Annotated in this window: 17 protein-coding genes and 1 tRNA gene; 7 read left to right on the forward strand and 11 right to left on the reverse strand. The window is 74.0% G+C overall.

Features of this window, described 5'->3' with window-relative positions:
• Positions 1 to 42 precede the first annotated feature (42 nt).
• The gene (locus ACH5A8_RS04065; RefSeq protein WP_398997664.1) at positions 43 to 1,002 is read left to right on the forward strand and encodes an ATP-binding cassette domain-containing protein; all 960 of its coding nucleotides are present in this window, start codon (positions 43 to 45) and stop codon (positions 1,000 to 1,002) included.
• A 287-nt stretch (positions 1,003 to 1,289) separates the two neighbouring features.
• On the opposite strand, the gene ACH5A8_RS04070 is transcribed toward ACH5A8_RS04065, so the two are convergent.
• The 7 genes from ACH5A8_RS04070 to ACH5A8_RS04100 form a co-directional block, all read right to left on the reverse strand.
• A complete protein-coding gene (locus tag ACH5A8_RS04070; protein ID WP_398997666.1) occupies positions 1,290 to 1,991 on the reverse strand; it encodes a hypothetical protein in 702 nt (233 codons plus the stop codon).
• The gene (locus ACH5A8_RS04075) at positions 1,988 to 2,401 is read right to left on the reverse strand and encodes an acyl-CoA thioesterase (RefSeq protein ID WP_398997668.1); all 414 of its coding nucleotides are present in this window, start codon (positions 2,399 to 2,401) and stop codon (positions 1,988 to 1,990) included. Before ACH5A8_RS04075 ends, ACH5A8_RS04070 begins: the two co-directional genes overlap by 4 nt.
• Positions 2,402 to 2,409: 8 nt before the next feature.
• A complete protein-coding gene (ettA, locus tag ACH5A8_RS04080; protein WP_398997670.1) occupies positions 2,410 to 4,074 on the reverse strand; it encodes an energy-dependent translational throttle protein EttA in 1,665 nt (554 codons plus the stop codon).
• Positions 4,075 to 4,465: 391 nt separating this feature from the next.
• Positions 4,466 to 5,869: a Cys-Gln thioester bond-forming surface protein gene (locus tag ACH5A8_RS04085; RefSeq protein ID WP_398997672.1), complete on the reverse strand. Its 1,404-nt coding sequence runs from the start codon at positions 5,867 to 5,869 to the stop codon at positions 4,466 to 4,468.
• 464 nt (positions 5,870 to 6,333) lie between these two features.
• On the reverse strand, positions 6,334 to 6,843 hold the full coding sequence (locus tag ACH5A8_RS04090; RefSeq protein ID WP_398997674.1) for a single-stranded DNA-binding protein: 510 nt from the start codon (positions 6,841 to 6,843) through the stop codon (positions 6,334 to 6,336).
• A gap of 343 nt (positions 6,844 to 7,186) precedes the next feature.
• Positions 7,187 to 9,658 carry a GTPase gene (locus ACH5A8_RS04095; RefSeq protein ID WP_398997676.1) on the reverse strand — a complete coding sequence of 824 codons (2,472 nt, stop codon included), beginning with the start codon at positions 9,656 to 9,658 and terminating at the stop codon, positions 7,187 to 7,189.
• 411 nt (positions 9,659 to 10,069) lie between these two features.
• The gene (locus tag ACH5A8_RS04100; RefSeq protein ID WP_398997678.1) at positions 10,070 to 11,674 is read right to left on the reverse strand and encodes a dynamin family protein; all 1,605 of its coding nucleotides are present in this window, start codon (positions 11,672 to 11,674) and stop codon (positions 10,070 to 10,072) included.
• Positions 11,675 to 11,993: 319 nt separating this feature from the next.
• On the opposite strand from ACH5A8_RS04100, the gene ACH5A8_RS04105 reads away from it, so the two are divergent.
• Positions 11,994 to 12,066, forward strand: a tRNA-Arg gene (locus ACH5A8_RS04105).
• 585 nt (positions 12,067 to 12,651) lie between these two features.
• On the opposite strand, the gene ACH5A8_RS04110 is transcribed toward ACH5A8_RS04105, so the two are convergent.
• Together ACH5A8_RS04110 and ACH5A8_RS04115 are read right to left on the reverse strand one after the other, a co-directional pair.
• On the reverse strand, positions 12,652 to 12,876 hold the full coding sequence (locus ACH5A8_RS04110) for a hypothetical protein (protein WP_398997680.1): 225 nt from the start codon (positions 12,874 to 12,876) through the stop codon (positions 12,652 to 12,654).
• A 148-nt stretch (positions 12,877 to 13,024) separates the two neighbouring features.
• Positions 13,025 to 13,291, reverse strand: a complete 267-nt coding sequence (locus ACH5A8_RS04115) for a hypothetical protein (RefSeq protein ID WP_398997683.1) — start codon at positions 13,289 to 13,291, stop codon at positions 13,025 to 13,027.
• A 406-nt stretch (positions 13,292 to 13,697) separates the two neighbouring features.
• Between ACH5A8_RS04115 and ACH5A8_RS04120 the strand changes: the two genes are divergently transcribed.
• Positions 13,698 to 13,937 (forward strand): chaplin, encoded by a 240-nt coding sequence (locus ACH5A8_RS04120; protein WP_398997686.1) that lies wholly within the window; start codon positions 13,698 to 13,700, stop codon positions 13,935 to 13,937.
• Positions 13,938 to 14,252: 315 nt separating this feature from the next.
• Here the strand turns inward: ACH5A8_RS04120 and ACH5A8_RS04125 are convergent, their stop codons facing one another.
• A complete protein-coding gene (locus ACH5A8_RS04125; RefSeq protein WP_398997688.1) occupies positions 14,253 to 14,564 on the reverse strand; it encodes a hypothetical protein in 312 nt (103 codons plus the stop codon).
• A 261-nt stretch (positions 14,565 to 14,825) separates the two neighbouring features.
• On the reverse strand, positions 14,826 to 15,524 hold the full coding sequence (locus ACH5A8_RS04130; RefSeq protein WP_398997690.1) for a hypothetical protein: 699 nt from the start codon (positions 15,522 to 15,524) through the stop codon (positions 14,826 to 14,828).
• Between the two features lie 376 nt (positions 15,525 to 15,900).
• On the opposite strand from ACH5A8_RS04130, the gene ACH5A8_RS04135 reads away from it, so the two are divergent.
• Genes ACH5A8_RS04135 through ACH5A8_RS04150 form a run of 4 tightly spaced genes read left to right on the forward strand, consistent with a single transcriptional unit; the run spans position 15,901 to position 21,090 of the window.
• Positions 15,901 to 16,998 carry a DUF3344 domain-containing protein gene (locus ACH5A8_RS04135; protein ID WP_398997692.1) on the forward strand — a complete coding sequence of 366 codons (1,098 nt, stop codon included), beginning with the start codon at positions 15,901 to 15,903 and terminating at the stop codon, positions 16,996 to 16,998.
• Positions 16,995 to 18,320, forward strand: a complete 1,326-nt coding sequence (locus tag ACH5A8_RS04140; protein ID WP_398997694.1) for a glycosyltransferase — start codon at positions 16,995 to 16,997, stop codon at positions 18,318 to 18,320. Before ACH5A8_RS04135 ends, ACH5A8_RS04140 begins: the two co-directional genes overlap by 4 nt.
• Positions 18,317 to 19,750 carry an exopolysaccharide biosynthesis polyprenyl glycosylphosphotransferase gene (locus ACH5A8_RS04145; RefSeq protein WP_398997696.1) on the forward strand — a complete coding sequence of 478 codons (1,434 nt, stop codon included), beginning with the start codon at positions 18,317 to 18,319 and terminating at the stop codon, positions 19,748 to 19,750. Before ACH5A8_RS04140 ends, ACH5A8_RS04145 begins: the two co-directional genes overlap by 4 nt.
• A gap of 5 nt (positions 19,751 to 19,755) precedes the next feature.
• Positions 19,756 to 21,090: an O-antigen ligase family protein gene (locus ACH5A8_RS04150; RefSeq protein WP_398997698.1), complete on the forward strand. Its 1,335-nt coding sequence runs from the start codon at positions 19,756 to 19,758 to the stop codon at positions 21,088 to 21,090.
• The last annotated feature ends 30 nt before the right edge of the window (positions 21,091 to 21,120 follow it).

Raw genomic sequence — 21,120 nt, forward strand, 5'->3', positions numbered from 1 at the left:
ACGCCCTGACCGCCCCAGCCGCCGTGCAGAGGGAGCCGCCCGATGACGACGAACACCACCCTCGCCGACCTGGCGCGGCGCGCCACCGAGGACCAGACCCGGCCCGCCTACGGCCACGACGCCCTGATCAGCTGCGACCGCCTGGTCCGCATCTTCACCGCCGACGGCGTGGAGGTGCAGGCCCTGCAGGGCCTCGACCTCCTGGTGCGCCGGGGCGAGCTGCTGGCGCTCGTCGGCGCCTCCGGGAGCGGCAAGTCCACCCTCATGAACATCCTGGCCGGCCTGGACACGCCCACGGCCGGCGCTGCCCGGGTCGCCGACCACGATCTGCTCGCCATGACCGCGAAGGACCGCCTCCGCTACCGCCGTGAGGTCGTCGGCTTCGTCTGGCAGCAGACGTCCCGCAACCTGCTGCCCTACCTGACCGCCGCGCAGAACGTCGCCCTGCCCATGCAGCTGGCCGGCGGCCGCGGCGGCACCCGGCGCGCGAAGGCGGAACGGGCCCTGGAACTGCTGGAGATGCTGGAGGTCGCCGACTGCCGCGACCGGCGTTCGCACCAGATGTCCGGCGGCCAGCAGCAGCGGGTGGCGATCGCGGTGGCCCTCGCCAACGACCCGGCCGTGCTGCTCGCCGACGAACCCACCGGCGAGCTCGACTCCCACACCGGCGAACAGATCTTCGCCGCCTTCCGCACCGCCAACGAACGCCTGGGCACCACCATCGTCATCGTCACCCACGACCAGGCGGTGGCCACCGAGGTCCGCCGCACGGTCGCCATCCGCGACGGCCGCACCTCCACGGAGGTGCTGCGCCGCAGCGAGGTGGACGCGACCACCGGCGACGAGCTGGTGGTCAGCCGTGAGTACGCCATGCTGGACCGGGCCGGCCGCCTCCAGCTGCCCGCCGAGTACACGAAGGCCCTCGGCATGCGCGACCGGGTGGCGCTGGAACTGGAACCGGACCACATCGCGGTACGCCCGGACGACAGCGAACGGGACTGACCGCCCGGCAAGACCGCCGGGCAAGATCGGCGGGCGGTGAGCGAACTCACGGGGCGCGGGGTCCGGGAGAACCCGGAGATGCCGGAGGTCCCGGGAGTCCCCGGAGGTCTCAGCGGACCGAGGCGGCCCCGGAGGTCCGGGAGGCCCCGGAGGTCCGGGAGGGCGCGGAGGTCCGGGAAGGCGCGGAGGTCCGGGAAGGCGCGGAGGTCCGGGGGCCTTGGAGGCCGCGGAGGTCCGAGAAGGCCTCAAAGATCCGGAGCGCGGGAGATTCCGCCGGCCCCCAAGGCTCAGCGGACGCTGACGTCCAGCGTCCCGAGCCCCGCCTGCCGTACGGCGATGGACCCGTAAGGGGTACGCAGCCGCAGCCAGGCCCCGGACGAGAACAGCACGATCCCGTCCTCGTCGCCCGCCCGCGCAGGGCCCGCCGGGGGCCGGGCGCGCAGGAAGCCCAGCGACTGCGCCGCGTGCACTGCCCGCACCGGCAGCCGGGTCCGGCCGACCGTCCGGGACCAGATCTCGCGCCCGATCCCGTCGAGCTCGGCCCGGGTGTGCCGCTCGGGCGGCAGCTCCTGGGTCCGGGTGCGGAACTCGGCGACGGCGGCGGACAGCAGCGCGCGCAGCGAGACGGCCGGAGGCAGCCCCGGCTCGGCCCGCCAGCCGCCGCGCGGCGGCAGGACGCCCGCCCAGGGCGGCCCGGTCACCGGGGCCGGGACGGCGGCCGTGGCCGCCGGCTCGTCGACCGACTCCAGGAGGTCGCCGGCCGAGACGGTCACGTCGAGGGTGACGTCCAGCCCGTCCTCGTACGGCTTGGCCAGCCGTACCGCGCGCACCGCCAGCACCTCGAAGGAAGCCGGCCGTCCGAACACCGCGAGCGCCGTGCCCGCCGCCTGCAACCGTACGGCGGCGGCCCGGTCGTAGTGCAGCAGCCGGGAGAGGAAGGCGGCGAGGTCCGCCGCCTCCGTGTCGTCGGCGAGGTGGAGGACCGTCATGCGGCGACGGCCTCCTCCTGGTTCTCGTCCGTGTACTCCTCGAGGAACTCGCGTTCCTCCGCCGTGATCCGGCGCGGCCGCTGTGCCTCGAAGTCGAACGGCACGATGACCGTCGAGGCGCGGACGTAGACCGTGTCGCCGTCCTTGACCTCGTAGCCGAGGGTGAAGGAGGCCGCCTTGACCTCCGTCACCCACAGCTCGATGTCCACCGGCTCGTGCCGGTGGACGAGCTGCCGCTTGTAGTCGATCTCGTGGCGCGCCACCACGGACCCCTGCTTGAACTCCTTGTCCGGGCGGAACAGGAAGTCGATACGGGCCTCCTCCAGATAGCGGAGGAACACCACGTTGTTGACGTGGCCGTACGCGTCCATGTCCGCCCAGCGCAGCGGGCAGCGGTATGTGTGGCGCATCTGCTGGATCAGCCCCGGGTCAGCTTCTTGTAGGTGGCGCGGTGCGGACGGGCGGCGTCCGGGCCGAGCCGCTCGATCTTGTTCTTCTCGTACGACTCGAAGTTGCCCTCGAACCAGAACCACTTGGAGTCGCCCTCGTAGGCGAGGATGTGCGTCGCCACCCGGTCGAGGAACCAGCGGTCGTGGGAGACGACCACGGCACAGCCCGGGAACTCCAGCAGCGCGTTCTCCAGCGAGGAGAGCGTCTCGACGTCGAGGTCGTTGGTCGGCTCGTCGAGGAGCAGCAGGTTGCCGCCCTGCTTGAGGGTGAGCGCGAGGTTGAGGCGGTTGCGCTCGCCGCCGGAGAGGATGCCGGCCGGCTTCTGCTGGTCGGGGCCCTTGAAGCCGAAGGCGGAGACGTAGGCACGGCTCGGCATCTCGACCTGGCCGACGTTGATGTAGTCGAGGCCGTCGGAGACGACCTCCCACAGCGTCTTCTTGGGGTCGATGTTGGAGCGGCCCTGGTCGACGTAGGAGATCTTGACGGTCTCGCCGACCTTGATGTCGCCGCTGTCCGGCGTCTCCAGGCCCTGGATCATCTTGAACAGCGTGGTCTTGCCGGCGCCGTTCGGGCCGATGACGCCGACGATGCCGTTGCGCGGCAGGGTGAAGGACAGGCCGTCGACGAGGATCTTCTCGCCGAAGCCCTTGTGCAGGTCGTTCACCTCGACGACCACGTTGCCCAGGCGCGGGCCCGGCGGGATCTGGATCTCCTCGAAGTCCAGCTTCCGCATCTTGTCGGCCTCGGCGGCCATCTCCTCGTAGCGGGCCAGACGGGCCTTGGACTTGGCCTGGCGCCCCTTGGCGTTGGAGCGGACCCACTCCAGCTCTTCCTTGAGCCGCTTCTGCCGCTTGGCGTCCTTCTGGCCCTCGACCTTGAGGCGGGTCGCCTTGGTGTCCAGGTACGTGGAGTAGTTGCCCTCGTACGGGTAGGCGCGGCCGCGGTCGAGCTCGAGGATCCACTCGGCGACGTTGTCCAGGAAGTACCGGTCGTGGGTGATGGCCACGACGGTGCCGTCGTACTTGGCGAGGTGCTGCTCCAGCCAGTTCACCGACTCGGCGTCGAGGTGGTTGGTGGGCTCGTCGAGGAGCAGCAGGTCGGGCTGCTCCAGCAGCAGCTTGCACAGCGCGACGCGGCGGCGCTCACCACCGGAGAGGTTGGTGACGGGCCAGTCGCCGGGCGGGCAGCCCAGGGCGTCCATGGCCTGCTCCAGCTGGGCGTCGAGGTCCCAGGCGTTGGAGTGGTCCAGCTCCTCCTGGAGCTTGCCCATCTCGTCGAGCAGCGCGTCCGAGTAGTCGGTCGCCATGAGCTCGGCGATCTCGTTGAACCGGTCGAGCTTGCCCTTGATCTCGGCGACGCCCTCCTGGACGTTCTCCAGGACCGTCTTCTCCTCGTTGAGCGGGGGCTCCTGGAGCAGGATGCCGACGCTGTAACCGGGCGACAGGAACGCGTCACCGTTGGAGGGCTGTTCCAGCCCCGCCATGATCTTCAGCACGGTCGACTTACCGGCACCGTTCGGGCCGACGACGCCGATCTTGGCACCCGGAAGGAAGTTCAGGGTGACGTCGTCGAGGATCACCTTGTCGCCGTGCGCCTTGCGCGCCTTGCGCATGGTGTAAATGAACTCAGCCAAGAGAAACCGTCCGGCAGCTTGAATCTGGCAGTGGGCAGATACACCCCATCTTGCCTGACCGCCACCCTTGGATGGAAACCAGCGGGCGTGTGGGCCGGTGGGGTGGGCGGATCGGTGGCCGTGGGTACGTGTGGTCGTTACCGTCGGTCACCGGTGGGGCGCTCTGGTGGAGCGGGGCGGAAGAGCTGTGGCGTCGGGCAGGGTTCCAGCGAGTCGTCCGGGCGGTCGGTCCAGTGCCACCAGAGGTGGCGGTCGGCGCAGCTCCACAGGGAGCGGCAGGCTCGGCTGCCGTCCTCCTGACGCCGGAAGAGCGCGAGGCCGCCGGACCGGAGCGGCCGGCCGCACTCGGGGCACACGGGGCTGATCGGTCCTGTCGGTCGTGCCGGTGCCGTCAGTCCTGGGGCGTCTTCCTCTTGCGGACGATGCTCAGCGCCGTGGCGCCGAGCACCAGGAGGCTGAGGCCGGTGGCGGCGATCAGCGGGGTGCTGTCGGTGCCGCCGGTCTCGGCGAGGTCGGTGCCGGGGGCGGCGCCGCCCGCCGTGACCGGGGTGGGGGCGCTGAGGAGCTGGGTCTTCGTGCCGATCTCGCTGCTCTGGGTCCGGCAGTCCAGGACGCCGGTGAAGCGCTGGGCGTAGCCGTCCGGGGCCGTGACGGTGAAGTCGTAGGCCTGGTCCTCCTGGAGCGGGACCGTGACCGTCTTCGAGGTGCGGGCGGGGATGCTGTGCTCGGCGCCCATCAGTTCGAAGGTGAACGGCTCGTCGCCCTTGTTGGCCACCTGGATGTCCAGGCCGCCCTTGGCGCAGTCCTTGGCCGCGGACAGGGCGGGTATCGCGCCCTTGTCTGCCCAGGTGGCGTCGGCCGTCGCGGAGACCGTCGACTCGCTGGAGCCGGCCAGGATCTGCGTCTGGCTGCGGCTGTCGGAGGTGAAGGCGCGGCCGACCGGGACGATCGTGGAGGCCTGGACGGTCAGCTCGACCGAGCCGCCCGCGGCGCCCGAGGCGTGGGACTCGTCGGTTCCGTCACCCTTGGGGACGTCGAAGTACAGGCTGCTGCCGTCCTTGGCGGAGGTGACCGGCTTGCCCTTCTTGTCGACGATCCGGACGCCGACGGCGGTGTCGGCCGGCGGCAGCACCGTCACGCCGCCGGCGTTGGTGTGGACCGTCACCGGGCCGAGTCTCCGGCCCGGCAGGCCGGAGACGGCGGGCGGGTCGAGCGTCAGCGAGGCCTTGGGCTCGGCGAGGCCGCGGGCGCTGTGCTGGAGGTAGTCGGCGAGCTTCTCGGCCTCCGGGTCGACGGCGTCGACGTGCGCGCCGTCGGAATAGCGCCAGATGGCCACCTGGGTGCCGGCCGCCGCGTCCTGTTCGGTGAGGCCCTTGACCCCCGCCTTGGCCGCCAGTTCCGCCAGGTCGTTCACCTGCGGGTAGGAGTTCTGCAGGATCCAGCGGATCTTCCCGGCGTTCTTGTTCACGCCGAGCGACGTGCCGCTCCAGGGGGTCTCGTAGTACTTGGCGTCCTTCTGCGCGGGGGTGCCCAGGTCGACGCAGTACGTCTGCAGCATGCCGCCGCCGTCCACGGACATCTCGAACAGACCGGCGGAGACCTGGCGGTCGCCGCTCACGTCATGGACGACCGCGGCGCCGTACGTCTTCAGGCCCCCCATGGTCGCGGTGGCCCCGCTCTGGCTCTGCGCCTGCCCGTCGGCGGCGGCCGGACCGGCGGCGGTCAGCACACCGGCGGCGACGAGTCCGGACGTCAGGGACACGGCGGCCAGACGGGCCGCCCCTCTCCCGCGCACGGACGGCGCAGAGTACGAAGCACACACAGAATTCCCCTTCGAGCAGGACCCGTTGTCGTGGGGGTGCGGTCCCACCAGCAGAATCTCCGAGCTCAGAAAGCCACGTCGGCATCCTAAGGATCTAGCGCACCACGGTTTACTGTCAGATCGTCAGACAGCTGATCCGAATCGGAATCGTTATCCCGACCGGGGCAGCAGCGGTGGATTTGTCGATAAGGCCTGCTCGCGGCGGCGGGGGCGTTGCCTGGGCGCAGACAGTGCCGATCACCGGGCCGGTCGCCGGACCGGTCGTCAGCCGATCGCCGGACCGGTCGTCAGGCCGGTGGTCAGGGCCGATCGCCGGACCGGTCGTCAGGCCGGTGGTCAGGGCCGATCGCCGGACCGGTCGCCGGTCGGCTGTTGGGCCGGCTGCCGATCAGGTGCCCGACCGACTGCCGGATCAAGTGCCTGGCCGGAGGCCGACGTCACGTCACCGCGGCCGGTTCGCGGTGCTGTCGGGGCGCGGGCTCGGGGGCCGGCCGGGCGGCCGGGGTCTCCCACCGCGGTTCGGGCTGTGCGGGGGCCGGCTCCGCTTCCGGGGCGGACCGGGCCGGCCCGGTGGCCGCACCGGACTCCTGCCTGCTGGTGCGACGGAAGGCGGCCGTGCCGCGGGACAGGTCATGGCCGATGGCCACGGCGTCGATGTCCGCCCAGGCCCTGGTGTTGCCGTCACGGCTCTCCGAGCGGACCTTCAACCGGCCCTGCACCACGACGGGATCGCCCACGTTCAGCGAGGCCATGGCGTTCGCGGCGAGCTGCCGGTTGGCCCACACCGTGAAGAAGTTGGTGTGGCCGTCCGTCCAGGCGTTCTTCTCACGGTCCCAGTAGCGCGCGGTGACCGCCAGCCGGAACCGCGCCGACGCGCCCGACTCCGGGTCCCGGTACATCGGCTGGGTCGCCACGTTGCCCACCGCGCAGATCATCGTCTCGTTCATCGGAGAACCCCTCCCTCGCCCGGCCGTCCGGTCCGGGCGGGCACGCGTACGGGCCCGTCCCGTACGGCTGCGTCTGCCGCGCCGACCGCGTCCGTCGCGATCGCCGCGGAGCCAGACTGCCTCCGTCGGGCCGGGCCCGCCGAGCGCTGTGGACCGCCGCCCGCCTGTGGACAACTCCCTCACCCGGAAGGGTGAGGGCCGCCGTCCGCACCGAGGATCCGGGCTCTCACCGCGGCTCCGTTCCGGGGTCCGGGGTCCAAAGTCCGGGGTCCGGGGTCCGGGCCGGCTCGTCCCCTCACCGCGGCGGCCGCGTTCCGGTGGCCCGCGTCGAGGGTCCGTCCCCTCACCGGGCCCCTGTCACCCGCGCGTACTGCTCCCTCACCTCCCGGTAGCGCAGCAGTTCCGCCGCCACCGGGTCCAGGACCCTGGCCCGGCCGCATCCCGCCGCCGCCTCCCGCAACCGCCGCTCCGCCTCCTGCCCGTACCGCCGCGCCGGTCCGCGCGCCGCGATCCGGCAGCTCCACTCCACGATCGGCCCGCCGACGATGCCGGCGATCATCAGCAGCACCGGCACCCACAGGTTCGGCGCCAGCACCCCGGCGATCTGACCGACCAGCCACAGGCCGCCGACGACCTGGAGGATCGTCATGGAGGCCTGGGCCAGGACCGCGGCCGGCCACCAGCCCGGCCGCGGCGGCCGGCCCGGCGGCAGCCCGGCCCGCGCCGCCAGTTCGTCCAGCGCCTCGGGCAGCCCCTGGGCGCCGCGCACCGCGGCCTCCCGGATCGCCTGCGCCCACGGCGCCGGCAGACCGGCCGAGGCCCGTTCGGCCACCGTGCGCACCGCCTGCTCGACACGCTGCCGCGCGGTCGCCTCCTCGTCCGGCTGGGCCCGCACCGGCAGCCGGCCCGTAGGAGGTTCGCGCCGGTCCTGGTACCACCGCCACAGCCGCAGCCAGGGGGTCCCGCAGGCCCGGCCCGCGTTGCGCAGCCAGGCGCGTTCGGCCGCCTCGCCCGCCGCGACGGCGCCCACCGCGTCCGCGAGCCGGGCCGCGAACTCCTCGCGCGCCTCCTCGCTCAGGCCGACCCGTCGCCGCGTGGCGTAGACGGGCCGCAGCCGGTCCGCCGCCGCGTCCACGTCGGCCGAGACCCGGCGGGCCGCGGCCCCGCGCTCGGCGACGAACTGACCCAGTGCCTCCCGCAGTTCGGGGACGCCGTCGCCGGTGAGCGCGGACAGCGCGAGCACGGTCGCGCCCGGCTCGCCGTGCTCCCCGAGGGCGATCCCGTCCTCGTCGAGCAGTCGGCGCAGGTCGTCGAGGACCTGGTCGGCGGCCTCGCCGGGCAGCCGGTCCACCTGGTTGAGGACGACGAACATGACCTCCGCGTGGCCGGACAGGGGCCGCAGGTAACGCTCGTGCAGGACGGCGTCGGCGTACTTCTCCGGATCGACTACCCAGATCACCGCGTCGACGAGCCCGAGGATGCGGTCCACGTGCTCGCGGTGCTGCACGGCGGCCGAGTCGTGGTCGGGAAGGTCCACCAGGACCAGGCCGCGCAACTGCGGGTCGGCGTCCGGGCTCTGCACCGGCCGCCTGCGCAGTCGGCCCGGGATGCCGAGCCGGTCGATCAGGCCGGCCGCGCCGTCGCTCCAGCTACACGCGATGGGCGCGGCGGTGGTCGGACGGCGCACGCCGGTCTCCGAGATGGCCACTCCGGCCAGGGCGTTGAACAGCTGCGACTTGCCGCTGCCGGTCGCGCCCGCGATGGCGATGACGGTGTGCTGCCCGGACAGCCGCCGCCGGGCCGCCGCCTCGTCGAGGACGCGGCCCGCCTCGGCGAGGGTGCGGTTGTCCAGCCGGGTGCGGGAGAGGCCGACCAGCTCGCGCAGCGCGTCCAGCCGCGAGCGCAGCGGCCCGTCGTACGCGAGGGGCGGCGCGGGCATCGACCGGGTGACGCGGGGCTCGGCGGGTACGGGGTCGGTGATGCCGGGCTCGGTGACGCGGCGCGCGATCAACCCGTCGTCCCAGGCCCCGTCGGACTCCGCACGGCTCTCGGACTCCGCACGGCTCTCGGACTCCGTACGGAATCCGGACTCACCGCGGGCTTCGGATTCCCTGCGGGCCCCGGAGTCCCCACGGGCTTCGGATCGCCCGCGGGCCCCGGACTCCCTGCGGGCTTCGTACTCCCCGCGGGGCGCGGACTCCCTACGGCTCGGGGCGTCACCGCCGTGCGTACGCGCGGGACGCCCGTCGTCCGGCACGCGCGCGTGGCCGTCGTCGTCGCGCACCCGCCCGTGCCCGAGCCCGTACCCGTGCCCAAGCCCATACCCGTGCTCGCTCCCACGCTCGTGCCCGTCGTCCCGCACGCGCGGGGGGCGCCGATCGTCCCGCACGCGCGGGGGGCGCCGATCGTCCGGCAGGCGCGTGTGCCCGTCGCCGTCCCGCGTACGTCCCGAGCCGTCGCCGTCCCGCACGCGTCCTGATCCGTCGCCGCCGTCCCGTACACGTGCGTGCTGCTCACCGCCCTGTACGCGCACGTGGCGGTCCTCGGGTGTCGTCGGCGCACGGCCGTGGCCGGTCCGCGCCGTCGCGTCGCCCGGCGCGGCCGCGTCCCGCGCGATCGCGGCCCTACGGGTGCGATCCGCCCCGCCGCTGCCCGGGCCGCCGGAACCGCGCGTACCTCCGGATCCACGCGAACCGTCGGATCCACGCGAACCTTCGGATCCACGCGAACCTTCGGAACCGCGCGAGCCCCCGGCACTCCGGGCGCCGCCGGATCCCACCGGTCCCACCGGCCTCACCGGCCCCGACTGCCCCACATGACCTCCAGCACTCGCCGGACGCACGGCGCCGTCGGGCGCCCCGGGCTCCCCGGTCCGCGCCGAACCGGACAGACCCCGCTCCGGGCGGGACGGACCGCGAACCGAACCGGGCAGGCCCCGCTCCGGAGCGGACGGCCCGGGTTCCGGCCCCGTAGAGCCGTGCCCCGGACCCGAAGGACCCTGCTCCAGGCCCGGAGAGCCATGCTCCAGACCCGTAGAGGCCTGCCCCGGGTGCCCCTGATGCCCCGGATTCGAAGGACCTTGCTCCGGGCCCGGAGGGCCCTGCTGCGGACCCGACGAGCCTCGCTCGGTGTCGTCGTCCCCGATGCCCTGTCCCTCCACGGCGACCGTGCCCTCCATGCGGGCGGTGTGTTCCGTTTGGTCCTGATCAGTGACGGCGGTCACCGGTCACCTCTCCTTCAGCAGTACGGACAGCGCGGCGATGAGTTCCGCCTGGGGTTCCGGCTGCACCTCCAGGGCGTCGAGCGGGCCCAGCCGGCGTTCCCGCTCCACGTGCATCACGCGGTCCAGGTAGTCGGCGAGCAGCCGTCCCGCGCGGTCGCGCAGCCGCAGCGCGCCGTGGGCGCCGATCCGCTCGGCGAGCCCCTCCCCCGCGGACCGCCCCCGGCGGCCGCCCAGCAGCCCGGTGGCGGCCAGCGCGGCGACGACCTCGGGATCCGGGGCGACGCTCCGGTCCAGCTCGCGGACCTCGTCCTCGGCGTACTCCTCCAGCTCGCGCCGCCAGCGCCGTACGGCCAGCCCGATGCGGTGCTCGGAGCTCTCCACCGAGGGGGCGCGGTCGGCGAGTCCGGGGGCGGCGGCGGCCGGTTCGCGCCGCCAGGCGTCGTCGACGCGTTCGTCGGCGGCGGTGACGGCGCACAGCAGCAGGGCGCCCAGGCTCTCCACGAGCGCGTCGAGCAGTTCCCCGGCGGTGCAGTCCAGCGGGTAGGCCCGCCACCGCTTCAGGGCGTCCCCGGCGAGCACCGCCCCCGCCTGCAGCCGGCCCCGCACACGCGCGTACTCGCCGTCGTAGGCGCTGTCGACGGCCGAGGTGAGCCGCAGCGCGGCCGAGTACTGCGCGGCGGCGGCGCCGGCCAGCTCGGGCATCCTCGACTTGAGCGAGTCCAGCAGGCCGTGGGCCGTGCGGGCCGTGGTGTGCTGCCGGGCGGCGGGGTCCTGCGCCTGGTGGGCGAGCCAGGCCCGCAGCGGGGCCACGGCGGTGGCGGGCAGCAGCCCGCCGCCCCAGGCGGACTCGGGCAGCTCGGGCACGGTGAAGCGCGGTACGTCGCCGAGCCCGGCCTTGGCGAGCAGCGCACCGTACTGCCGGGAGACCTCGGAGACGACCTGGTGCGGCACCCGGTCCAGCACCGTCACCAGGGTCGCGTCGTAGTCCTTGGCGGTGCGCAGCAGGTGCCAGGGGACGGCGTCGGCGTACCGGGCGGCCGTGGTGACCATGACCCAGATGTCGGCGGCGCAGAGCAACTCGGCGGCCAGGACGCGGTTGTCGGCGACCAGCGAGTCGACGTCGGGGGCGTCCAGCAGGGCCAGGCCGGGGGGCAGCGTCTCGACGGTCTCGATGCGCAGCGCGCGCGGCGTGTCGTCGGGGGCGGTGAGGTCGTCGCCGGGGTCGTGCCGGGGCGCCCACACGCGTGCGAGGCCGGGCAGCACCCGCATGCCGCTGAACCAGTGGTGGTCCTCGGGGTGACACACCAGCACCGGGGTGCGGGTGGTCGGGCGCAGCACCCCGGCCTCGCTGACCCGCCGTCCGACGAGGGAGTTGACGAGGGTGGACTTCCCGGCACCGGTGGATCCCCCGATGACGGCGAGCAGGGGCGCCCCGGGGTCGCGCAGCCGGGGCACCAGGTAGTCGTCGAGCTGGGCGAGCAGTTCGTCGCGGTTGGCGCGCGCGCGTGGCGCCCCCGGGACCGGGAGTGGGAAGCGCGCGGCGGCGACACGGTCGCGCAGGGCGGAGAGTGCGTCGAGCAGCTGAGGCCGTACGTCCAAGGTCACCACATGTGAAGAATGCCCAATTTTGAGGGAATTCTGAAGCATATGAGCATGCTCGCGTGCCGACAGAACATCCGGGACGGAAGGGATCACTGGGACGAGGGCACAGGCCAGGCATAACGAGTGCACAACACCCGGTGCGCGAGGCGTCAAAAGCGGTGCACGATTCGTACCTGCCTGCGATTATCAGACCGCTTCACCGAACCTCCACACCGAGCCACGGAGGCGAAGCAGCAGGGACATGGACCTGGGAGCCCTATCCTTGTCCCCGGCGACGTCACGGATCAGCCCGCACCGGGCACCACGACAGAGGCCACCACACCAGGCCCCCGTAGCTCAGTGGATAGAGCAGGCGCCTTCTAAGCGCTTGGCCGCAGGTTCGAGTCCTGCCGGGGGCGCACACAGCCTCTCACCTGCAAAAGCGCGTGAGGGGCTCTTTCATGTCCGGATGCGCGTCGCTCCCTGCGCGGGGAGGGCGCCTTGCCGGGCGAAGGGGGCGCCGGCCGGCACGCGTCGACCCCGGGAGCGTCCGGTCGGCCCCGCGGCGCCCGCGCCGGGGGCCCGTCCGTCAGCGCGGACCCTCGGAACCGGGCAGCCGGCCGCCGCTTCGCGGACGTCATGGATCAAGCCGGCACCCGCACGACGGCCGCCCCGCGGAGATCCGTCTGCGGGGCGGCCGACTCGCCGTTGCCGCCGGGGCGACGGAACTGCGAGCCCGCGTCGCGCCACTTGCCCTGACAGTGCATTTCGAGGGACGGCTTCCACTCGCGCCCCGATGGGGACTTGTCGGAACCCGAACGGGTCTCCACCAACAGGTCGACCGTGCGGTTCCTGTACGTGCGTGGCGGCGCCCGGAGGCCGGAAGGCGGCCGCACGACGACGGCCGGGACCCGTTGGGGTCCCGGCCGATCTTCGCTGCGCGGTCAGGCCTGAGCGGCGGATGCCGACGTGAACAAGGGCGCCTCGGCCGCCCCGGCCGTACGTCAGGAACTCTTGCGCTTGATGATGATGGTGCTGCTGCAGTCGACGTGTCCGCCGCCCGAACAGTGCTGCGACTGCACGCAGCGGATTGCGTTGTTCCCGTCGTCGGCGCACCTGCCGGAGACGCCGTCGTGGGCGAAGGCCTGGGCGGCGCCGAACCCGATCAGGGCGAAGCTGCCCAGGATTCCGGCTGCCGCTGTTGCCGCGAGCTTCTTCGTAGTGAGCATCTACCTTGTTCCCTTATACGGTCGACCCTCCGCCCTCGGCGGCAGAGTCGCTCCGAACGACTGGACCGGCCGACGGGCCGACCCGGCTCGGGGCTCGAACCAGATGTCCGAGCCCCGAGACCTGCCTAGATCACCGGATCGGTGATCGTCAGCCGAAGCTGAGGGTGGAGGGGCAGGTGACCGAGGTCGCCTTGCCGACCGGGTTGCCCACGCCCAGGATGTTGGCGGCAACACCCAGGTCCTGGATGTTGATGAGGCCCTGCTGAGTGTCGACCTGACCCGTGCAGGTCTGGCTCTGCTTGCTGTCGACCTTCAGCCCGTCGTCGCCACCGTGGGCCTGGGCCGCACCGGCACCGATGAAACCGACGCTGCCGAGCATGGCCACGACGACAGCGGCCTTCTGGAACTTGCGCATTACCTCTCCTTTTTCATGTCACTACAACCCGTGATGGGTTGATCACTGACGGTCGTCAGCGTAGACGGCTTTCGTAGGTTTTGACAGGCGAAACGCCCATACGCGCAACTTTCCCGAAAAATACCCTTCATGACGCTGTCTCATACGGGGCGCCCTGTCGCGGCCGCGCGCCGGGACGCGGGCGGGATGCCCGCAATACAGCGGGTCCGGAGGGAGTGCGGGCGGGTCCGGCGGGCCGAAGCCCGCCGGTACAGCAACTGTCGACCGCCCGCCAGCGCAACCCCTCCCCCTTCAAAAGGGGTGATCCCGGGATGATTGCCGTGACCGGTTCGCGGTTGCGGCGTTGAGAGGGCAGTGCGGTCGCGCGTCCTGCTGCCGCACTCCCCGAATCAACAAGGAGAAAGTGATGTCTCGCATCGCGAAGGCCGCCACCATCGCCCTCGGCACGGGCGCCGTGGTTCTCGGCGGGGCCGGTCTCGCCGCGGCGAACTCCGGCGCCGAGGCCGTGGCGGCGAACTCGCCCGGCGTCGCGTCCGGCAACGTGGTCCAGGTCCCGGTGCACGCGCCCATCAACGTGTGCGGCAACACCGTCAACGTGGTCGGCGCCCTGAACCCGGCCATCGGCAACTTCTGCTCGAACAAGTAGTCACGAGCGGTAGGTCCGTGACAGCCGACGCGCGGTGACGGACCGTCGGTCCGGGCGCCCGGCCGGGGGATTCCCCGGCCGGGCGTTCTCGTACGGGAACTCCCTCCGGGGACCGCTCTCGTACGGGAACCCTCTGCGGGGACCGCTCTCGTACGGGAAGCCCCTCCGGGGGACCGTGGACGGCGGACACACGAGCCGACCCGCGGGCCGGGGACGCGAGCCGAGCGTCAGGAGTCGAGCACACGAGCCGGCATGCGAAAGGGCGGCCCCCCGGACCGTGCCGGGAGCCGCCCTCGCGTACGACGCGTCCCTGCCCTACAGCGCCAGGTCGCCGTGCATCGGCTTGGCGTCCTGCAGCGCGGTCGTGGCGTCCTTGGTGGTGTGGTGCAGCGGCCGGGCGTCGTTCAGCGAGTTCGCGGCCTCGCGCGCCGTCTCGACGAGCGACCCGCTGGTCCCGGTGTGGATCACGTCCGTCTGGTGGTCCAGCGGGGCGACCTCGACGGGGAGCTTGGAGTTCAGGTGGCCGCTGAAGCCCGCGGACGCCACGTCGGCGGCGAACGCGGGCCCGCCGACACTGGCGGCGATCAGGGACCCGGCAACGATGGCGGCAGCCTTCAGGGACTTCATCGTGTTCCTTTCTTCGGCGACGCGGGTCGCCGGAGCGAGTTTCTTTCGCCCTGCCTAACGAGCCCGGGCCGGGGCGGAAACCGGAGGCGCCGAAGATTGCCAGTCCTCATATGAGATCTCTGAATGACCGGTTCCGGTGAAGAGCCGGAGGTCGTCACGACGACGGTCGTGGCACCGGCCCCGGAGGGCGGCGCCACGACCGAAGTGCGGCGGACGTGCCGCACGGCGCTCATGAGCTCAGGTATGACGCTCACGGGCGGCTCACGAGGCCGGCGACAGCACCGTCGTCGGCAGCGTGATCGCGGGAAGCGTGACGGCCGAGGTCACGGGCTCCGACGAGGCGGACGACGCGTCGGTGGGGGCCGGGGTCGACGCCGGGTCGGTCGGGGTCGCCGTCGAGGACGCGTCGGCCGGCGCGGACAGGCCGTCCTCGGTCAGCAGGCCCGTGACGAGGCCGGCCACCTGGGTCAGCAGATCGGTGACCAGCGGCCGCACGTCGCCGAGACCGCCGGTGACCGCCTGCACGAGCTCGTCGACGGCCTTGTCGAGCGCGGCCAGCGCGTCGCTCACCGGATCGGCGGCGCGCTGCCCGGACACGACGGTCCCCGCCCCTCGGGCGGGAGCGGCGGCGGGGGCCGCCGTGGTCCGGCCGACCGCCTCGGCCACGGCGCGCTTGGCGTCCTGGCCCGCCTGCCGGGCCTGGGTGGCGGTCAGTCGGCCCTGGTCGGTCTTGGCGAGCGCCTTGAGCAGATCGGTGACCGGCGCGAGCACGTCCGCCGTGCCGCGGACCTTCCCGGCCTGTGTGAGGAGCGCGTCCGCGCGCTGCCGGGCGTCGGGCGCGGTCGCGTGGCCGCTCTCGCGGACCGGGTCGGCGGCCATGGCGGCCGACCCCGCGATCCCGGTCAGGAGGGCGGCGCACAGTGCGCCGGCGGCGATGCGCCGTACGGGCAGGGAACGCATGAGGATTCCTTTCGACGGGCGACTGATCTTGAGCCCACCGTGGGAGCGCCCCCGCGCACCCGCAACCGATCATGCGCTCTCTGGCCCTCCCCCGGTTCCCTCCACTGCCACGCCGTTCCAGGTGGGGCGGCGTGTCGTGGCGGCGGTGACCGGCCCCGTGCGGGGGACGGCGTCCGCGGTGCGCCGGAGCGTGCGGCCAATGGCGTGATCTCCCCGGGCAGGGAGGTTTCACCATTCCGACACACATGCCCGGATTCACCATGTTTGTCCCGCCGACAACTAGAGTTGCGGCTCTCCCGAGCAACTCTCCCGGCGGACGCATCGCACGCATGTCGCTGCTGTCACCGGCCCCCGCTTCCGAAAGGCAACGACGGTCATGCCCCATTCCCTGGGCCCGCTGCTGCGCCGTGCCACGGTGGGCGTCCTCGCCCTCACCGCGATGTGGCTGCCCGGCGGGTCCCCCGCCGCCGCGCCGGCCGCACCCGCGCCGGAGGCGGGCGGCATCGCGTTCGCCGAGCGGTACCACGCGCAGCAGCACGGCGGCATCGTGCGCGCGGCCAACTCCTCGGTCACCTGCCGCCCGGCGCCCCAGGGCGGACCCTCGTGTCCGGCCGCCCAGGCGGGCGAGCGGGGGACGAACGGCGACTTCGACACGTCGTACATCGACGTCGACGACGACCCGAACACCTACGACTCCTCCCGCGCCGAGGTCCGGGTGCCGGCCGGCTCACGGGTGTCGTACGCGCGCCTGTACTGGGGCGGCAACCTGCGCGTGGGCGAGCAGAAGCCGGCGCGGGACAACGGGCGGGTGCTGGTCGCCGAGCCGGGCGGGGCGTACAAGGAGGTCCTCGCGGACACCGTCGTCGGGCACCGGGTCGCGGACGGCGCGGACGCCTTCCAGGCCTCGGCGGACGTGACGGGGATGGTGCGCGAGAGCGGGCCGGGGATGTGGACGGTGGCGCAGGTCAACGTGGCCGGCGGCCGGTCGGAGGCCGGCGCCTGGGGCGGCTGGACGCTGGTGGTGGCGTACGAGAACCCGGCGGAGCCGCTGCGCGACCTCGCGCTGTGGGACGGCTTCGCGCCGCTGCGGTCCGGTGGCGCGCAGGAGATGCGGCTCGGGGGCCTGTCCTTCCCGGCGGGCGCGGGCGGCCGGGTCGGCCTGGTCGCCTACAACGGCGACCGCGGCACCACCGGCGACTCCCTCACGCTGACCGCCGGGCGTTCCGCGTCCGTCGCCCTCACCGGCCCGGGCGATCCCGCCGACGACGTGCTGAACTCCACGATCAGCGAGCCCGGCGACGCTCCCGCCGCGCGTGTGCCGGCGTACGGCAACACCCTCGGCTACGACTCCGACGTGTTCGACCTCGCGGGGCTGCTGCGCGACGCCGGTGACCAGGCGACGTTCCGGCTGAGTTCACAGCGTGACGCGGCGTGGGCCGGTGTGCTGTTCGCCGCCGTCGACGCCCGGCGGTGAGTGCTCCGAGGCCCGCCGCCGCAGCCGCCGTCAGCGGGACGGGCGCACCCCGGCCGCGCGTCCTGCACCTGACCCAGCCGGTGGACGGCGGCGTCGCGCGCGTGGTGACGGACCTGGTCCGGGCGCAGCTCGCCGGCGGCCTGGACGTCGTCGCCGCCTGCCCCGACGGCCCGCTGCCCGCCCGGCTGCGGGCCCTCGGCGCGCGGGTCCACGACTGGCCCGCCACCCGTTCGCCGGGACCGTCGCTCGTCCGGGAGGTGCGGCGCCTCGCCCGCCTGATCGACGAGGTGCGCCCCGATCTGGTGCACGCGCACAGCGCGAAGGCCGGTCTCGCCGGACGGCTCGCCGTGCGCGGCCGGATCCCCACCGTCTTCCAGCCGCACGCCTGGTCGTTCGAGGCGGTCGGCGGGGTCACCGCGGCCCTCGCCCTGCGGTGGGAGCGCTGGGGGACGCGGTGGGCCGCGCGGACGGTGTGCGTCAGCGAGGCCGAACGCGCCACCGGTGAACGCGCCGGCATCGGCGGCCGGTGGACCGTCGTGGCCAACGGCGTCGACACGGGACGCTTCCGCCCGGCGGACGCCGGCGACGTACGGTCCCGGCCGGCGCGGCTCGCCGGCCTCGGCCTCGACCCGGCCGCGCCGCTCGCCGTGTGCGTGGGCCGGCTGTGCCGGCAGAAGGGGCAGGACGTCCTGCTGCGGGCGTGGGACGCCGTCGCACGCGAGGTGCCGGGCGCCCGGCTCGTGCTGGTCGGCGACGGCCCCGACGCCGGCCGACTGCGTGCCGGCGCCCCGCCGTCCGTGCTGTTCACCGGGGCCGTCACGGACGCCCTCCCCTGGTATCAGGCCGCCGATCTCGTGGTCCTGCCCTCTCGTTGGGAGGGCATGGCGCTGGCTCCGCTGGAGGCGATGGCGTGCGGGCGGCCGGTGGTGGTCACCGACGTCGACGGCGCCCGCGAGAGCCTCCCGCCGTCCCTGGCCGCCCGGTGCCTGGTGCCGCCCGAGGACCCGGCGGCGCTGGCCGGGGCGGTCACCGGGCTGCTGCTCGACGCGTGGGCGCGCGCGTCGCTCGGCGACCTGGCCCGGCGGCACGTGCTGGCCGCCCACGACGTACGGCACACCGCCGAGGCGGTCGCGGACCTCTACCGCGACCTGCTCGGCCTCCGGCCCGCCCCCACGAGCACGGCCGGGTCCCGAGCGGGTGAACCCGCCGGGGTCCGCGGCGCCGAGCACGGCCGGCCGCCCGGCCCGGGCCGTGACGCCGGGGCGAGCCGTACAGCACCGCGTGTCCAGCCCACCGAGCACAGGGAGTCGAACCGCCCGTGACCGCCGAACGTACCGATACCGTCCCCTCCCCCGGTGTGCAGCCACGGGACGGCCAGAGCGTCCCTGTCTCGGTGGTGCCGCCGCGCGGCGCCGCCACCGGTTTCCGTCTCCCGGCCGTCCGCCGTCCGGCGCGGCCGGACACGCGGATGCCGCTGCTGGTCGCCGACGGCGTCGCCGCCCTGCTGGGCAGCCTGGCGCTGACCGAGGGCCGCCGCCACCCACTGCTGGTCGCCCTGCTGATCGCCGGATCGCTGCTGGTGCGCCCGCGCGGCGACCGGCGGCCGGCGGCGGGGCTGCTGGAGGAACTGCCCGCCCTGTGGGGCCGGGTGACGGTGGCCTGGCTGGCGCTGGCGGCGCTCGCGGCGGCGTACGGGCCCGGGCACGCGCTGTCGCTGCGGACCGTGGTGACGGGCCTGGTCGTCCAGGCGGTGGCGTGCTGCGCGCTGCGCGGCGCGGTGCACGGGCGGCGGCGCGCCGCGCTGCTGCGCCACCCGCTGCCCGCGCTGCTGGTCGGCCCGGGCGCGGCGGCGCAGCGGGTGGCCGCCGCCGTGCTGCGCCATCCCCGGTGCGGGGTGCGGCCGGTGGGGATCGTCGCCGGGCAGCCGGAGGGCGAGGGCGGTCTGCCGGTGCTGACCACCGGCGAGGAGGTCAAGCGCGCGGTCATCCAGAACGGCGTGCGGGCGGTGCTGGCCCTCGGTCCCGCGGCCCGCGCCGAGCACGAGGGGCTGCTGCGGGAGCTGGCCGGGTCGGGCTGCGAGGTGTGGGAGCTGGACGCCGGCTGCCCCTCGTACGCGGTGGGCGAGCGGCTGGCCGGTTTCCCGTGCCGGCGCCTGGACCTGTCGCCGGCGCGGCGCGAGGGCCTGGGCAAGCGGGCGCTGGACGTCCTGGTGTCGGGGACACTGCTGTTGCTGGTCAGCCCGCTGCTGCTGGTGTGCGCGGTGGTACTGCGGATCAGCGACGGGCCGGGCGTGGTGTTCCGGCAGGAGCGCATCGGCCGCGACGGCAGGCCGTTCACGCTGCTGAAGTTCCGCACCCACCGCCCGGTCGACGAGCACGAGTCGGCGACCCGGTGGAGCGTGGCGAACGAGCACGAGATGCGCCGGTTCTGCCGGATGCTGCGGCGCACCTCGCTCGACGAGCTGCTCCAGCTGTGGAACGTGCTGCGGGGCGACATGAGCCTGGTCGGCCCCCGCCCCGAACGCCCGTACTTCGTCGCACAGTTCAGCCAGGCCTACCCCGGTTACGCGGCTCGCCACCGGATGCGGGCCGGTCTGACCGGTCTCGCCCAGGTCCACGGGCTGCGGGGCGACACCTCGATCGAGGACCGCAGCCGGTTCGACAACGCGTACATCGATGACTGGTCGCTGTGGCAGGACGTGTGCATCCTGCTGCGCACCGCCGTCGCGCTGGTCCGTCCCACGGGGAGCTGAGCGACGTGAGTCTCGCTCTGACGGCGCTCCCGCGCCGGGCCGGCGCGCTGGGGCCGGTCACGGCCGCGGTCGCCGTGGTCGCGCTGCTGGCCCTGCCGGTGTCGCCGGGCGGCGCGGAGCCCGCCGACGTGGTCTCCGCGCTGATGGTGGTGTGCTGCCTGGTCCTGGTGGTGCGCGAGCGGCGGCGCCCGCTGTCGCCGGCCGCGGCCGCGGTGCTCGGCCTTCCGGTGGCGGGTCTGGCGCTGTCCGCCATGGGGGCGTCCTCGGCGCAGGTCGGGCTCGCCGGGCTCGGCCGCTACCTCCAGGTTTTCGTGCTGGTCCCGGCGGCGGTGCTGCTGCTGATCCGCGACCGGTCCGGTTTCCGGCTGCTGGCCTGGTCGTTCGTGGGGCTCGCGCTGGCGCAGGGGGCCGTCGGCGTGCACCAGTACGTCACCCGGACCGGCGCCTCCTACCAGGGCGAGGACGTCCGGGCGGTGGGCACGTTCGGGCCGCAGGACGTGATGGGCATGGCGACGGCGGTCGCGCTCGGCCTGGTGTGCGCCGTCGGGATCGCGCTGGGCCGCTCGTCCGTGCGGCAGCGGGCGGCGGCCGCCGGGTGCGCGCTGGCGCTGCTCGCTCCGCTGGCGTTCTCCTTCAGCCGGGGCGCGTGGATCGCCACCGCCCTGGCGTGCTCGCTGCAGCTGGTGCTGGCCGGGCCGCGGCGGGCGCTGGTGACGGCCGCGGGCGTCGCCGCCGCGGGTGTGGTCCTGGTCGGCGGGTTCGGCCTCGGCACCGCGCAGTTGCAGGAGCGGATCGACAGCATCGCCCAGGTCACCGACGCCCCGGACCAGTCGGTGCTCGACCGGTACACCCTGTGGGGCTCGGCCGTCGGCATGTGGCGCAGGCACCCGGTGACCGGTGTGGGGCTGAAGGGCTTCCCGCGGTACCGGGACGGAAACGCCACGCTGGCGCTGTCCTCGGGCGCGGAGGTCGCGGGCGCGGGCGCCTCGTACCGGCGGCAGCCGCTGCTGTCGCCGCACAACATGTACCTGCTGCTGCTGAGCGAGCAGGGGCTGCTCGGGCTGGTCGGGCTCGCCGGGAGCTGGCTGGCGCTGCTGGTGTGCGCGCTGCGGCGGCTGCCGCGCGTCCGTGACGGCGGCGGCCCCGGACTCGACTGCGGCCTGGTCGCCTGCGGGCTGCTGGTCTGGCTGCTGACGGACTTCGTGTACGGGGACATCGGCGGCCCCTCGACCGTGCTGACCGGGCTGGCCCTCGGCCTCACGGCGTGGTGGTCCCTGGCCGGCCGGCACGCGCCGCGCGCCCTCGCTCCGGCCCGCGCCGAGGAGGCGGTGACCCGATGACCGTGAGACCTCCGTCCGTCCCGGACCCCT

The organism is Streptomyces sp. NPDC018610, from assembly GCF_044391765.1.
Lineage (GTDB): Bacteria > Actinomycetota > Actinomycetes > Streptomycetales > Streptomycetaceae > Streptomyces.